Raw genomic sequence first — 14,112 nt, 5'->3', positions numbered from 1 at the left:
TGCGCTGTTTCGGGCGAAGCTTGGAGCTATCCGTCATTGAACTGCGATCTGGAGCAAATGTCGGTATCGGTGGTTGCGAGCCCCCGCACCCATCTTTACTTGCGACCCCGTAGCGCCCGCTGCGGGGTTTTTGCGTTTCGCCGAAATCATGAGGATTCCAGCGCGATCGCCCCGAACGTCGATCTCGACCTCACCGTCGACCGGCGTCAGCACGATGTCCTCAACCAAGGAGCGGATGACGTCGGCGGCCTCCATCCGGGCGCCCTCTGCAGCGCTCTGTAGCTTCTTGTAGAGCTGTTGGATGCGGAAGCGATAGGGTTGCGCCATGGCCGGGTGCAGGAGGGGAGGCGACTCTTCTGATGCCGCAAGGAATGTACTGAGTTTGCATCGGGCTCTTCCAGTTCGGGCCAGTGCGCGCCCACGATTTTCGGGTTTGCGACAGAACCTGGTCATATCGTGCCGCACAAGCAGGCCAGAGACATTATTGCACTGCACCGCAAAACTCCGTCAGCACGCAAGATCACAGCCAAGCGGACGCCATACAGGCACGACGTCACCCTACACCGAACACGATTTGGTGAATTGACCATTCTGCCGCGCTTATAATAACCAACCGGTCGGAAATTAATTAAAGGCAGTGCAGGCGTTAAGATATGGCGCGTCCAAGGGTAATTGAGCAGGGCGACATTTTAGATGCGGCGGAGCGCGTGGTTGTCCGCGACGGCGCCGCGCATCTGACACTTGATGCAGTCGCGGTCGAGGCCGGGATCAGCAAAGCGAGCGTTATCTACGACTACAAATCCAAGCAACAACTCATCAATGCCTTTATCCGGCGGCGTATGGAAAACGAAGAAGCGCGGATCCAGGCGATGACAGCGCCATTTGGTTCGGCTCCGAGCGCTGCAATAAACGGCCTCATTTCAGCAGCAGCCGAACGGCATCGCGACGATGTGCGCGCCGTTGCAGTCAATATGGTCGCCGCTCTTGCCCAGGATGCCGAGGCGCGAAGCATCGTCGAAGCGGTCTATACACGGATGATCGCCTCGGTCACGGAAACGGCGGAAAACCCTCGCGGTGCCATTCTCGCGTTTCTGGCTCTCGAGGGGATCAAGAGACTCGAACTGCACAATTTGCATCCCTGGTCGGATGCCGAACGCGCGGACATTTTGCGCGACATCCGCTGGCTGGTCGACGCTGAGCATTTGCACTCCCAAGCCGTCGACGCCCCGACTGGCGCTTGATCAACCGCAGCCGCCGTCAGACCACATCGCTACGGTCATCGCTCGCCGTTCCGGCAATCGTCAACTTTTCCTGGATTTTTGCATGCGTATTCTTTCCTTGCTGCTGAGGCTCACAGCGGCCATCGGCCTCCTCGCCCTTCTCTCCGCTTGCAGCGACGCCAAAAGTTCAGCTGATGCACCGCCAGCCTCTCCCCCGCCATCGGCAGTGAGCGTGATCGAGGTGGTTCCGGAAGCCCTCCCCATTCTGAACGAGTTGCCAGGGCGCATTACCCCAACCCGCATTGCCGAGGTGCGGCCGCGGGTCTCGGGCATCGTGCTGGAACGGGTGTTCGAACAGGGAAGTATGGTGATGGAAGGCGACGTTCTCTACCGTATCGACCCGGCGCTGTTTCAGGCACAGGTAGCGAGCGCCGAGGCAACGCTGCAGCGGGCGCAGGCCGTACAGCTTCAGGCGCGCCAGCAGGCCGGGCGCCAAAGCGAACTGCGCGAACGTAACGTTTCCAGCGGCCAGCAACTCGACAACGCGGTTGCGGCGCTCGCACAGGCAGACGCCGATGTGGCGATTGCGACCGCGGGCCTTGCGACGGCGCAACTCAATCTGGGCTACGCTGAGATCAAGGCGCCCATCTCCGGGCGCATCGGCCGCGCCAATGTCACGGAGGGCGCGCTCGTCAGCGCCAATGGTCCCGAAAGCCTTGCCACCATACAGCAGATCGATCCGGTCTATGCCGATTTCACGCAGTCTGCGAACGAGCTTCTCCAGCTTCGGCGCGCGCTCGAAAACGGCGCATTGACGAATGCCGGGGCGGGTGCCGCTCGCGTGATGCTTCGGCTGGATGACGGTAGCGAGTATAAGCATCCCGGCAAACTCCTGTTCCTAGAGTCGGCGGTGGACGCCACCACCGGACAGGTGACACTTCGTGGCGAGTTTCCCAATCCCGAAGGGGATTTGCTGCCGGGGATGTTTGTCCGCGTGCTTATCGAGCAGGGTATCCAGAAAGATGCCATCGCGATCCCGCAACAGGCGATCCAGCGTGATGCGGGCGGACGTTCGCAAGTCTATGTGGTCAACGACAAGAAACTGGCCGAACTCCGCACGGTTCAGGTCGGACGCGTGGCCGGTGACCGTTGGGTCGTCGAAGACGGCCTCAAAGCAGGCGACAAGGTCATCGTTGAGGGCTTCCAGAAGGTCCGGCCGGGTGCTGCGGTGGCCGCCCAGCTATGGAAGCCCCAGGATAGGCCAGCGGCTGGCGGAGCCGGCTCGGAGGAGCCTGGAAGCAAGCCCACGGCCGGCTAAGGATAATCAAGATGCCCCAGTTTTTCATCGACCGGCCCATTTTCGCTTGGGTCGTCGCGATCTTCATCATGCTCGCCGGCATCATCGCGATTCCGTTCCTGCCGGTCGCGCAATATCCGAACGTGGCACCACCCCAGGTCTCCATCAACGCGACTTATGCCGGTGCCGCACCTGAAGACATCTATCAAAGCGTCACCCGGCCGATCGAAGAAGAGCTGAACGGCGTCGCCGGGCTCCTCTATTTCGAATCGACGTCCGATTCCTCCGGCATGGCCACCATCACGGCGACCTTTGCCCCAGGGACCGACAGCGGTCAGGCTTCCATCGACGTGCAGAATGCAGTCCGCCGCGTCGAGCCACGCTTGCCGCAGGTCGTCAAGCAGGTGGGTATTCGGGTTGAGGAGGCCAGAAGCGGCTTCCTGATGATGGTGGCGCTCACGTCGACCGACGGCTCACTCGACGTCGTCGGTCTTGGCGACTATCTGAACCGTAACGTGCTCAGTGAAATCCGGCGTATCGACGGTGTCGGCCGTGCACAGCTGTTCGCGACGCCTCGCGCCATGCGCATCTGGATCGACCCTGACAAGATGGTCGGCCTGAACCTCACGTCGGACGATATTACCAATGCGATCCGGTCGCAGAACGCGCAGGTTGCAGCTGGCCGCATCGGGGCGGATCCCAACCCGATCACGCAGCAGATCTCGGCCACCGTGCTTGTGAAGGGGCAGCTTACATCGGCCGAAGAATTCGGATCGATCGTGCTGCGCGCCAATCCCGATGGCTCGTCGGTCCGTTTGTCGGACGTGGCGCGCATTGAGGCCGGCGCCGAAAATTACAACTTCTCCACCAGACTGAACGGGAAGCCGAGCGCAGCGATCGCGGTGCAGCTGTCGCCCACGGGCAACGCATTGGCGACATCCGAAGCTGTCCGAGCGCAGATGGAGGAACTGTCCCGCTTCTTCCCCGACGGTCTGGAATACGCCATCCCCTATGACACGTCGCCGTTCGTAAAGGTGTCGATCGAGAAGGTCATCCACACGCTTCTTGAGGCGATGGTGCTCGTTTTTGCCGTGATGTTCCTGTTCCTGCAGAACTTCCGCTACACGGTGATCCCGACACTGGTCGTTCCGGTGGCGCTTCTTGGTACCTGCGCCGTCATGCTGACCACGGGGTTCTCGATCAACGTCCTGACGATGTTTGCAATGGTGCTGGCGATCGGCATTCTGGTCGACGATGCCATTGTCGTGGTCGAGAATGTTGAGCGCATCATGGCGGAAGAAGGCTTGTCGCCAAGGGAAGCGACGCGCAAGGCGATGAAGCAGATCGCTGGCGCGATCATCGGCATCACGCTGGTTCTGACGGCAGTCTTTGTGCCCATGGCGTTCTTCCCGGGGGCCGTTGGGGTCATCTACCGGCAGTTCAGCCTGACGATGGTCGTGTCGATCCTGTTCTCCGGCTTCCTGGCGCTGTCGCTGACACCCGCGCTCTGTGCCAGCTTCCTGAAGCCGATCGGCAAGGGCCACCACGAGAAGAAGGGTTTCTTTGGCTGGTTCAACCGCGGCTTCGACCGGACAACTCGAAGCTATACGTCCAGCGTTGGCTGGGTCGTCAAACGTGCGGGCCGCTTCATGGTCATCTACCTGGCGCTGCTGGTCGGCCTTGGCTGGTGCTTTCTCCAACTCCCCACGTCCTTCCTGCCCAATGAGGACCAGGGCTACCTGATCGTCGATATTCAGGGGCCGCCGGAATCGAGCAGCAACCGCACGCGGACGATTGCCGAGAATGTCGAGACGATCTTCATGGGCGAGGAGGCGGTTGACCGCATGATCGTCATCAACGGGTTCAGCTTCTCGGGCGCGGGCCAAAATGCCGGCCTGGCCTTCATTACGCTGGACGACTGGAGCAAGCGCGATAAGCAGAACTCGGCAGCTGCCATAGCCAGCCGGGCCAATGGCGCGCTGTCCCGAATGAAGGATGCGATTTCCTTCGCGCTGTCGCCACCGCCGATCCAGGGCCTTGGCACGTCCAACGGCTTTAACTTCCGCCTCCAGGACAGGTCGGGCCGGGGGCAGGTAGCCCTTGCTGCCGCGCGTGACCAGTTGGTCGCGGCTGCCACCAAGAGCAAGGTCATCACCGGCGTGCGCGTCGAAGGCATGCCCGACGCTGCCCAGGTCAATCTCGTGATCGATCGCGAAAAGGCGAACACGTTCGGTGTTACCTTCGCCGACATCAATTCGACGATCTCGACCAATTTGGGCTCTGCCTATGTCAACGACTTCCCGAATGCCGGCAGGATGCAGCGCGTGACGGTGCAATCCGATACGGGGCGTCGCATGCAGACCGAAGACCTCTTGAACCTCAACGTGCGAAACGCCCATGGCGGCATGGTTCCGTTGTCCTCCTTCGCCAGCGTCGAGTGGCAAAAGGGGGCCGCACAGGTCGTCGGCTACAACGGCTATCCCGCTGCACGCGTCACCGGCCAGGCGGCGCCCGGTTACTCATCGGGAGCTGCGATCGAGGAGATGGAGCGCCTGGCGGATGAATTGCCAGCCGGCTTTGGCTATGAATGGACGGGCCAATCACTTCAGGAAATCCAGTCGGGCTCGCAGGCTCCCGCGCTTATCGTGCTCAGCATCTTGTTCGTGTTTCTGCTCCTTGCGGCGCTCTACGAGAGCTGGTCGATCCCGGTGTCCGTGATCCTCGTCGTGCCACTAGGAGTGCTGGGCTCGGTGCTCGCTGTAATGTTCATGGGGATGCCGAATGACGTCTACTTCAAGGTTGGGCTGATCGCCATTATCGGGCTCTCCGCCAAGAACGCGATCCTGATCATCGAGTTCGCCAAGGACCTGCGCAAGGAGGGGATGTCCCTCATCGATGCAACGGTCGAGGCGGCCAAGCTCCGCTTCCGGCCGATCATCATGACGTCGCTGGCCTTCAGCCTGGGAGTTGTGCCGTTGGCGATCGCCACCGGTGCAAGTGCCGCCAGCCAGAACGCCATTGGCACCGGCGTGCTGGGCGGGATGATCTCGGCGACCATTCTTGCCATCTTCTTTGTACCGGTCTTCTTCGTCTTCATCGCGTCGCTGTTCGGGCGCGGAAAGCCGGACCTGCACGCAGGCGAGGATACGCCCGAGACAGTTGGGGCACCCGCGGAATGATTGATCCCGGCCGGCCGACGATCGCGCAGACTGCCGCGGCGCGACGTCGCGAACTCAAGGAGCGCCTGTTCGACGCGGCCATTTGGGTTGCGTTGGAAAATGGCTTCGGCAAAGTCACCCTGGATGCCATTGCCCGACAGGCCGGCATCAGTAAGGGTGGGTTGCTCCATCACTTCGCGACCAAGAAGGACCTGATCCGGGCGATGCTGAAGCACTTCGCCGACGCTGCAAGTGATCCGCATCTCGCGGGCATCGAAGTCGATCCCCTCGCCGTCGCCGCACTTATTGCGGCCGCAGAGGATACATTGCTGCTTGAGACGATCAGCACAAAGCTCGACATTCAGAGATCCGATCTTGCCGGCCCGGAGCAGCGGACGGCACAGCTGGCTTTGGCGAGCGGCCTTGCCTGCCGGATTAGTCTGCGCGATACCTGAGGGCCGGGATGGCTGGGGAAAGCTCTGTCGCAGACTCGAAGTCGAGAGGCAGAAAGAGCTGATTGTTCCGGCTAGGGTTTCAAATGTTTTTGTTGTAACGGCTGACTGGAAGCGCAAAGCGACCCGTTCCGAGGTCAATTATGCGGCAAGAATCTCGAGCTGCTTGGCCAGGGACGGATTCGGATTGAAGGCATATCTCGCCTGTCGCCGGCGCAGCATGTGAACCATACTTCGCCCCAGGTGAAGTCGCCCAGGAGCTCCCACGCGTCCTTCCTGTCCAATATGGCAGAGAGCCTCGGGTGGCCCTTTATCATGAGTTGTCACGTCTCCGGTTCAAACGCATATCCGTAGCAAATGCGTTGCACGCGTCTCGATTACGGCGCGTATCGCTTTGAGGATGTCGTGCGAGATGCCCTCCGCTTCCAGCTCGGCGGCCAGCTTATCCGCTCGCGCTCCGATCTGCCCGGCGGGTTCTGCCATGTCCTTCACAAGCAGGCGCTGCGCGCCTCTGGTCTCCGGGACGAGCGTTAGCCATTGCTTTAGTTGGATCGTGTCGGGAACGGACCGTCCGCCGATCGCCATGGCGAGTTTCTTGGCTAGGCGAGGGTAAGCCGCCGCGCACACGACATCGTATAGCGGCGCGAGGTCGGGTACTCTGTCGCGGTAAAGCAGTGCGTAGTTTTTACCGTGCGCGTCAGCATTGCCGACGAGGTAGTGGAATATCAGCATGCGGGTGAAGCTTAGCCGGTCGGCCGCCGGACGTGCGGTGGCGCGGTCAATCAGAGCCAGGCAGGATTGAATTCCCGGTCCGCCTTCATCTTCGTATTTCAGTTCGGGCGGAACGCTAAGGGCTTGGCAGAAATCTTCCTAGTGCAGCCGCGTAATCGAACCGTCTCTGTGCAAATGGCGGTCGTGGCGCTCCACGAGTAGGAACGATACGGCCCCGGCCCGGCGCATTTCCACAGCCGGTACCGGGAGCTTGAGGCGCGCCGCAAGGCGCAAGCAGAACAGCTAGTTCTCGACAGTGCCTTCAAGTGCCTGAATAAAGGGCTTGAGGATATGGGTGGTCGGGCGGCCGCCCTTGGCGAGCCCGATAGTCTCACCCTCGACGCAGACCGCGATCTTGTCCTGCGCCCCGGCGAGAGAAAGGCGCACGCCCTCCTCGCCGCCGAGCAGGGGACGGTCGCGCAGCCTGCCGATGATTTCTTCGAGCCGTTCTTTGCCGAGACTTTCAACGCCGTCATCGTTCGGAGCCGGCGGTGTCTGCCCTGCCGGATAGAGCGACAACGCGCCTGAGCATTCGCCGCCGATGACTTCAAGCAGACCGAAGGTGTTGCCGGATGAAATTCCGAGCGCGCCTGCAAGACGCTGCCGCGCACCTTCGTCGGGCAGAAGGCCGGAAAAGAACGGGCGGACAACCCGGTCTGTTTGGGGTTCCTCCTGCAACGGCATGGAGAACGAGATCGCACGCGGCTCTTTGCGCACGAGGTAATCGCGATTATAGGAAAAGCTGAGTGTGCCCCCGTCGTCCTGACTGAGCGTGCCGGCCTTCGCTTCGTCAAACCAGACGTCCAGAAAATGGGTTATGGCGCGCGCTCCCTCCGGCTCCGGACGGAGACGATCAGCCCTGACGAGGAGGCTATATGTAGAGCCCGGCCCACCTGGCAGCTTTCCTTTCCGGCTTCGAGTTCGCGCACAAATCGCACGCCCACTCCGGTCAGCCCCGCGAGCTGTTCCTGGGTTAGCTTCTGGGCCTTGCGCTCATTGCGAATGAGAAGGCCGAGGCTTTTGGCCTCTATGATCGTCTGCATGAATCGTCCCTATCGGGATGATTATTGCAGTGTGTCGGTCAATAATCCACAAAAAGAACCGATCGGGACGATTTCGGGATAATGTCATGCGCAAGTATCTCTCCCGCCGCCCTGAACGAGGTGGCCCTCACTACCCCGAAGAACTGGACAAACTCGACGACCTGGTCCAGCGCGAATAAAGGCGTTGCATATCGTTGACGCGGACGAGCGGAATGAGGTCGCAGCAAGGATCCTGTCGCTCTACTCGATGGGCGACCGCAGCCTGGACGATTCTGGAGATTGCGGTTCGCCTCCACAGGAACGGCCTTACGCCCGGCGGCCGGGCATCCGCCCCGCTGACGCCGAAGCGGAACCGGGCACCAGCGTAGGAAGCTCGCGAGGTCATTGGCCGGAAGCGCTCGCTCATGAAGCCCCTCGCCCGGGCGCAATCTAATGTCATGCAGGCCTGTCGTCTCAACCGAGGCGGCGGGCCTCATTGTTTTCGCCAGCCGTCTGGCTTCGGTCGCGGAACAATCGCACCGCCGCTGCGTTGGGCTGGGCATGAAGCTATCGGGCTCCATGTTTGCTGGCGACGCGGTTCGCCCGAGCGGTTTATCACCCAAGTTTGGCACAAGCATCGCCGTTAGAACGCATTCGTTGGTGGTCCTTCGCTTAGCTGCATGATCCTCGATGCTCAATCCTTCATCGAGAGGTGCGGCGGCACCGATGGCAGAAGGAGTTCCTCCATGGAGACGAACAATCTCTTGCTGATCACAATGCTGATCATCGCGACCGAGGCGCCGATGGCAGGCTTTGCAGCCGACACCAAAGCGCCTCAAGAGCTGCCAGCCCCAAGGTTACGGATCCCGTTCCTGCACGGGATATTCAACGGTCAGACCGCTGGTCAGTCCGAAATGGTTTCATTGGAAAGAGCGAATGCGTGGATCAACTCTTCGGCCCTCACCGCGTCGGATCTGCGCGGGAAAGTCGTGCTGATCGATTTCTGGACCTTCACCTGCATCAACTGGCGCCGGACGCTGCCCTATGTCCGCGCGTGGGCCGACAAATATAGGGACAAGGGGCTGGTGGTCATTGGCGTCCATGCACCGGAATTCTCTTTCGAGAAGAACGTCGACAATGTCCGCGCCGCCGTCAAGGAAATGCGGATCGACTATCCAATCGCGGTGGATAGCGAGCACGTCATATGGCGCGCCTTCGACAACCAGTACTGGCCGGCGCTTTACTTCATCGATGCCCAGGGCCGCCTCAGGCATCACTATTTCGGTGAGGGTTCATACGAGCAGTCCGAAATGGTCATTCAGCAACTGCTGACCGAGGCGGGAGCCACCGGGATCGACCGTTATCCGGTGTCGGTAGATCCGAAGGGCCTGGAGGTGGCTGCCGATTGGCGCAACCTGATGTCTCCGGAAAATTATGTTGGCTACGAGAAAGCCGAGAATTTCGTCCTCCCCGATGAAATGGTCAGGGACAAGCCGCGCGTCTACGATCCGCCCGCGAAGCTGCCGCTGAACGGTTGGGGCCTATCCGGCGACTGGACGGTGACGAAGGATGCCGGTCTGTTGAACAAGCCCAATGGAAAGATCGTCTACCGCTTTCACGCCCGCGATCTTAACCTTGTGATGGGCCCGGCGGTGCCGGGAACCTCCGCCAGGTTCCGGGTGCTGATCGACGGAAACCCACCGGGGACGGCACACGGAACAGATGTTGACCAACAAGGCGCCGGCACGGCGAGAGAGAAACGTCTGTACCAGCTGATCCGCCAGCCGAACCCGATCGCCGATCGCGAATTCGAGATCGAGTTTCTCGATCCGGGTGTAGAGGTGTTCGCCTTTACCTTCGGCTGATCAGCTTCGCCAGCATGTCATCCCCGCAGATAGGTCTTCACACTATTCCGGTCTCAGAATATTCCGACGTCATCTTACGCCGACTTCGCCTTTGGCTTCTTGCCCTTCGGCCGCGAAAGGCCTTCCACTTCCAGGCTCTTGCGCCGTTACATCTCAGTTGTAGTTCTTCGGGTTGATATCCGCGCGGTAGCCCGGCTCATCACTGTCCCGTGGCTTTTCCACGTTGCCGCTCTTGTTCGATGCTTTCGACGGCTTTGGGAGATCATAATTTACATCGAAGCCTGCCGCTGAGGCCTCGCTGCTAATGGCGTCAATCAAATCCTCGTCCGAAATATCCAGGTCGGGGAAAACTTTGCGCACCGCGCCAAGCGCCTCCGAAATCGCATCGCGCGATGGCTGCGCCCGTGGTTTCCCACTCATCAAGATGTGCGGTCAGCTTCTTGCGAAGTTCCGCTTCAGCCGTTTGGCTTTTCTCGACATCATAAACGAGAAAACGTGCAGCAGTAGTTTCCCTAGTAACATCACGATCTGGGTGTAGTCCGCGCACTTCCGCAAGAAGGCGCTCGATCATGTCCATGTCGACCGAGGCCATCAGTCCAGGCTGATCGCCGCTGCTGATGCCCGGCTCCAGGCTAATGGCACAAGCACTACGCCCACCAAAGCGAACGCTGCCAACATCGCCCATGCGTCATTGACGCTCCAGACGAAGGCGGCTTTTTCGATCAATGGCCGCACATAGGATTCCGCGCTGGGCGTTATGGGACCGGACAGTCCGCTGGCCAACAATTCCGGGTCCAAGCCAATCGCCTCGGCGGTGGCCTTATCTCCGGCCAAGAGGCGAGATTGAAGCGCGTCGGCGTGCACGCCGGTGCGGCCGTAGAGAACCGTGTCGATCAGCGCAATGCCAATCGCGCCACCCAGGTTCCGCATCAGATTGAAGAGCCCGCTGGCACCGGGCACGTCCGTCTCGAACCGCGCTCCCAACGCCAAGCGAGTCGGCGGCAACAGGCAAAACATGATGGCCACACCGCGAAAGATCTGCGGCCAGAACATCTCGTTGAAGTCGGTGTCGTGCGTCTCGAACGTGCTGAGTCCCAATCCAAGCGCAAACAAGCCAAAGCCAAAAGCGGTCAGTAATCGTGGATCCAGACGTCGCTCCAGCGCCACGGCGACAGGTGAGGTCGCAAGTTGGGCAGCGCCAGTCACCAACATGGTCAAGCCGATCTCCAAGGCATCGCGCCCCCGGACGAATGCCAGAAACACCGGGATGAGGTACACCGAGCCATACAGGCAGATACCCAGGCAGAAACTCAGCACGCATCCGATCGCAAACGAGCGGTCCCTGAATAGCGCCAGCTCCACAATCGGACGGACGGCCCGCAACGTCCTCCAGACAAAGAAACCGCCGCTGAGGGCGCAAAGGGCAAACAAGCCAATGCAGATCGAAGAAAGCCATCCATCGTGGGGCGATTGCTTCAGGCCGATCATGAGACTCGCCAGCGCAAGGGCCATTAGCATCAATGACAAGCCATCCAATGTCTTGCCATTGCCGAAATTCGTTCTCTGCCGAGGCAACAGGAACGGCGTGAACACGCAGGCAATCAGCCCCGGGGCGACGTTGATCAGAAACAGCCAGTGCCAGGAATAGGTTTGCGTGATCCAGCCGCCAACGACGGGGCCGACCGTGGGAGCAAGCACGGCCATGATTCCGGCCAATGTCGTTGCAATTCCTTGCTCGCGCGGCGAGAACAGGATGAAGACCGCGGCGAACACTGCCGGGATCAGCGTTCCACCCGCAAACCCCTGCATTACGCGAAACGACACCAGCGTCGAGAAACTGTTGCTTGCGGCACATCCGATGGAGGCCACAGTGAAAAGGAAGATGGCGGCGGTGAACAGCCAGCGCATCGACAATGTACGCGTCAGCCAGCCCGTCAGTGGAATCGCGATGATCTCGGCGATCAGATATGCGGTTTGGATCCAGCTCATCAGCTCGGGATCAATTGCCAGAGCGTTCTGGATTGCCGGCAGGGAGGTCGCCACGACTTGGATGTCGAGGATAGCCATGAACATGCCAAGACACATCAGGCCGAAGCCGATCCATGTCCTGGCAGTTGTGAAGGGCAGTTCGGCAGGCATGATCGTCATCGCCTTCGACACTCTGTCGTGAGTACGCCGCGCTTTTCCTGTCGACGTGAGGAGGACCCTGGTCGACCCCGGACATATGCCTTCCCGGTCGGGACTGTCGGCGGCGCGGATCAGCCGGGTTCGACCGGCAATTGTCCCGGCCATGCTCGGCGCGCAGGCCCACCACCGATCGTGACGGTCTCGGCCCGGTTCATCGCACCCGTCCGATGGCGAAGCGGAACAGGAACCACCGCAAATCGACCCCGTCGCGCGCGATGTTGGCCTCGTCCATGCGCGCAAGCCATTCGCTGCGCGTCAGCGAACGCGTTACGGAAATGAGGCCATCGTCAATCGCAATCGGATGCAGCCGCGTCAGCTTGCCCACGAGACCGATGAAATGGAACGGCACGGGATGGCGTTGGAGATCGTAGATCAGCCAGCCTTTGCGCGTCGTCAGTTCCATCCACCGCAGAAATTTCACGATCTGGGCGTCCGACATATGGTGGGTGAGCAGGCTGCTGACGACGAAGTCGATGGGAATGGGCGGTTTGAAATCGAAGATGTCCATCACGCGATAGTCGATCTCGTCGGCCTCATCGCTCGCGAGTTCGGCGATGCGAATGATCTCGGGGCTGCGATCAAGCCCGATCAGCCTGATCGTCAGGCCGCGTTTGCGTGCCCAGCGCCGGATCGCCCGCAGCAGATCGCCGTTGCCGCAGCCGACATCGAGGAGGGTCAGAGGCGTTTCCTTCGTCGCGTCCCGGGCGGCGCGACGCAACCAGGCAATTACCGGCCAGTGCCCGAGCATCGCCCGGTTGAAGCTGGCGATATCGCGTATCACCACCGCCATTTCCTCGGGGCTTGGATCGGCGCGATCGAGCCATTCGGATTCGGCGCTGCGCTGCGACAGGTCGCGTCGAGCTCCTTGCACGGCGACGGGTATGTTCATGGCATCAGGCCGTGTGGAACAGCATGGTTTCGGCGATCAGTCCGGGTCCGAACGACATCGCGCAACCGGTGCGACCGCGCGCACCTGAACGCAGCAGCCGATCGATCACAAACATGACGGTCGCTGACGACATGTTGCCGTAGCGTCTCAGGATCTCGCGCGACGCCATCAGCGCCGTCGATCCGAGTTCGAAAGCGCGCTCAACCGCGTCGAGCACGGTGCGGCCGCCGGGATGCACCGCCCAAAGATCGATCGATGCGGCGGATGCTCCAGCAAGAATTTCGCTGCCGTGTTCCTGCAAGCCATCGTGGATTGCGCCGGGAACGCGTCCCGACAGCGTCATATCGAAACCCGATTGCCGGATATTCCAGGTGATCAACTCGCGGGTGGAGGGCACCAGCAGCGCGTGGAAGCCGTCGAGGGCGATACCGACCGGCTCAGCGCTCACGACACATGCAGCACAGCCATCTCCGAACAGCAGAAACAAGAGCATTTGCTCAAGGTCGGTCGTGTCCTTCAGATGCAGGGTGCAAAGCTCAAGGTTGACGACAAGCACTCGCGCGGACGCTTCCGAGCGAACGATGTGATGCGCCAACTTCAGCGCGTTGATGGCCGCATAGCAGCCCATGAAGCCGACAATCGTGCGTTCGACGGTGCTCGGAAGTCCACAGCGCTCGACGAGTTCGAGATCAAGGCCTGGCGCCGAAAAGCCGGTACAGCAAGTCACCACGAGATGGCTGATGCGGTCACGTTCGGCGCCGAGCTGCAACCTGTCGACGGCCTCTTGCGCCAGCGGCGGCGCGTACTGCTCGAACTTCTGCATTCGCGCTGCCGTGTCGGGAAAGTCGCCGCGCGGGTAAAAGCCTTCGGCATCGACGCAGTCGCCTTCCGGCAGATTGCTCGGCGCGAGACACGAGTAGCGGTGCTCGATTCCCGACTTGTCGGCCATGCGTTGGAACAGCAGCGAATTGCGCCGGTCATCAAGAAGCATCGACTGCGCGAAGCGGCGAAAGGCATCGTGCACGTCGTAGGGCGGCACGGCTGTCGCGACACGATTGATATAGGCAGTTTGCATGGCAAAGCTCTCCGGCCATGCTCGCGACGCCGCCCCCCGCGAGCGTGGGGTTCCTCACAGAGGAACGCCAGCCGGGCACAGATTATTGCGGCCACGCAGTGAAATCAGGGTCAACACTCCGTGAAGGCTCGCGTCGCCGCGATGGACGCGCGTGCCAGTCGGAAAAATGTCCGCCC

The 14,112-nt window shown here is 60.9% G+C and carries 11 protein-coding genes and 3 pseudogenes; 5 read left to right on the top strand and 9 right to left on the bottom strand.

Annotated features, from left to right (window positions below; translation table 11 throughout):
• Positions 1 to 33: 33 nt before the first annotated feature.
• Positions 34 to 327, bottom strand: coding sequence for a hypothetical protein (locus C7I85_RS22970; protein ID WP_181257295.1), 294 nt, complete (start codon positions 325 to 327; stop codon positions 34 to 36).
• Positions 328 to 653: 326 nt separating this feature from the next.
• Here C7I85_RS22970 and C7I85_RS22965 point away from each other — a divergent pair, with 326 nt between their 5' ends.
• From C7I85_RS22965 to C7I85_RS22950, 4 genes are all read left to right on the top strand, one after another.
• Positions 654 to 1,241, top strand: coding sequence for a TetR/AcrR family transcriptional regulator (locus C7I85_RS22965; protein ID WP_106726355.1), 588 nt, complete (start codon positions 654 to 656; stop codon positions 1,239 to 1,241).
• 82 nt (positions 1,242 to 1,323) lie between these two features.
• Positions 1,324 to 2,538 (top strand): efflux RND transporter periplasmic adaptor subunit, encoded by a 1,215-nt coding sequence (locus C7I85_RS22960; protein ID WP_106726354.1) that lies wholly within the window; start codon positions 1,324 to 1,326, stop codon positions 2,536 to 2,538.
• Between the two features lie 11 nt (positions 2,539 to 2,549).
• Positions 2,550 to 5,696 (top strand): efflux RND transporter permease subunit, encoded by a 3,147-nt coding sequence (locus C7I85_RS22955; RefSeq protein WP_106726353.1) that lies wholly within the window; start codon positions 2,550 to 2,552, stop codon positions 5,694 to 5,696.
• Positions 5,693 to 6,130 (top strand): TetR/AcrR family transcriptional regulator, encoded by a 438-nt coding sequence (locus C7I85_RS22950; protein ID WP_106726352.1) that lies wholly within the window; start codon positions 5,693 to 5,695, stop codon positions 6,128 to 6,130. Before C7I85_RS22955 ends, C7I85_RS22950 begins: the two co-directional genes overlap by 4 nt.
• A gap of 138 nt (positions 6,131 to 6,268) precedes the next feature.
• Here C7I85_RS22950 and C7I85_RS22945 read toward each other — a convergent pair.
• From C7I85_RS22945 to C7I85_RS22935, 4 genes and pseudogenes are all read right to left on the bottom strand, one after another.
• A pseudogene (locus C7I85_RS22945) lies at positions 6,269 to 6,367 on the bottom strand (IS6 family transposase); the annotation flags it as partial.
• 96 nt (positions 6,368 to 6,463) lie between these two features.
• Positions 6,464 to 6,985: pseudogene (locus tag C7I85_RS32165) on the bottom strand (HipA domain-containing protein); the annotation flags it as partial.
• A 156-nt stretch (positions 6,986 to 7,141) separates the two neighbouring features.
• Positions 7,142 to 7,705: a HipA N-terminal domain-containing protein gene (locus C7I85_RS32160; RefSeq protein WP_342587316.1), complete on the bottom strand. Its 564-nt coding sequence runs from the start codon at positions 7,703 to 7,705 to the stop codon at positions 7,142 to 7,144.
• Positions 7,706 to 7,713: 8 nt separating this feature from the next.
• Entirely contained in the window at positions 7,714 to 7,941 is a 228-nt protein-coding gene (locus C7I85_RS22935) for a helix-turn-helix domain-containing protein (protein WP_181257293.1), read from the bottom strand.
• A 725-nt stretch (positions 7,942 to 8,666) separates the two neighbouring features.
• Between C7I85_RS22935 and C7I85_RS22930 the strand changes: the two genes are divergently transcribed.
• Positions 8,667 to 9,785 (top strand): redoxin domain-containing protein, encoded by a 1,119-nt coding sequence (locus tag C7I85_RS22930; protein ID WP_245445058.1) that lies wholly within the window; start codon positions 8,667 to 8,669, stop codon positions 9,783 to 9,785.
• Between the two features lie 153 nt (positions 9,786 to 9,938).
• Here C7I85_RS22930 and C7I85_RS22925 read toward each other — a convergent pair.
• The 4 genes and pseudogenes from C7I85_RS22925 to C7I85_RS22910 form a co-directional block, all read right to left on the bottom strand.
• A pseudogene (locus tag C7I85_RS22925) lies at positions 9,939 to 10,169 on the bottom strand (hypothetical protein); the annotation flags it as partial.
• Positions 10,170 to 10,376: 207 nt separating this feature from the next.
• On the bottom strand, positions 10,377 to 11,933 hold the full coding sequence (locus tag C7I85_RS22920) for a DHA2 family efflux MFS transporter permease subunit (protein ID WP_106726349.1): 1,557 nt from the start codon (positions 11,931 to 11,933) through the stop codon (positions 10,377 to 10,379).
• A 190-nt stretch (positions 11,934 to 12,123) separates the two neighbouring features.
• Complete coding sequence (locus C7I85_RS22915) at positions 12,124 to 12,861, bottom strand: methyltransferase domain-containing protein (RefSeq protein WP_106726348.1); 738 nt, start codon at positions 12,859 to 12,861, stop codon at positions 12,124 to 12,126.
• 4 nt (positions 12,862 to 12,865) lie between these two features.
• Positions 12,866 to 13,936 carry a type III polyketide synthase gene (locus C7I85_RS22910; protein ID WP_106726347.1) on the bottom strand — a complete coding sequence of 357 codons (1,071 nt, stop codon included), beginning with the start codon at positions 13,934 to 13,936 and terminating at the stop codon, positions 12,866 to 12,868.
• Positions 13,937 to 14,112 lie beyond the last annotated feature (176 nt).

It is taken from the genome of Pseudaminobacter soli (ex Li et al. 2025) (assembly GCF_003012705.1).
GTDB lineage: Bacteria > Pseudomonadota > Alphaproteobacteria > Rhizobiales > Rhizobiaceae > Pseudaminobacter > Pseudaminobacter soli.
The sequence above is the reverse complement of the archived record's forward strand: the minus strand, read 5'-3'. Positions and strand labels throughout refer to the sequence as shown.

Bases quoted from the DNA above. Each gene is read 5' to 3' on its own strand.
- C7I85_RS22955 (WP_106726353.1), top strand. From the start codon at position 2,550: ATGCCCCAGTTTTTCATCGACCGGCCCATTTTCGCTTGGGTCGTCGCG.
- C7I85_RS22970 (WP_181257295.1), bottom strand. From the start codon at position 327: ATGGCGCAACCCTATCGCTTCCGCATCCAACAGCTCTACAAGAAGCTA.
- C7I85_RS22910 (WP_106726347.1), bottom strand. From the start codon at position 13,936: ATGCAAACTGCCTATATCAATCGTGTCGCGACAGCCGTGCCGCCCTAC.
- C7I85_RS22930 (WP_245445058.1), top strand. From the start codon at position 8,667: ATGGAGACGAACAATCTCTTGCTGATCACAATGCTGATCATCGCGACC.
- C7I85_RS22915 (WP_106726348.1), bottom strand. From the start codon at position 12,861: ATGAACATACCCGTCGCCGTGCAAGGAGCTCGACGCGACCTGTCGCAG.
- C7I85_RS22950 (WP_106726352.1), top strand. From the start codon at position 5,693: ATGATTGATCCCGGCCGGCCGACGATCGCGCAGACTGCCGCGGCGCGA.
- C7I85_RS22935 (WP_181257293.1), bottom strand. From the start codon at position 7,941: ATGCAGACGATCATAGAGGCCAAAAGCCTCGGCCTTCTCATTCGCAAT.
- C7I85_RS22920 (WP_106726349.1), bottom strand. From the start codon at position 11,933: ATGACGATCATGCCTGCCGAACTGCCCTTCACAACTGCCAGGACATGG.
- C7I85_RS22965 (WP_106726355.1), top strand. From the start codon at position 654: ATGGCGCGTCCAAGGGTAATTGAGCAGGGCGACATTTTAGATGCGGCG.
- C7I85_RS22960 (WP_106726354.1), top strand. From the start codon at position 1,324: ATGCGTATTCTTTCCTTGCTGCTGAGGCTCACAGCGGCCATCGGCCTC.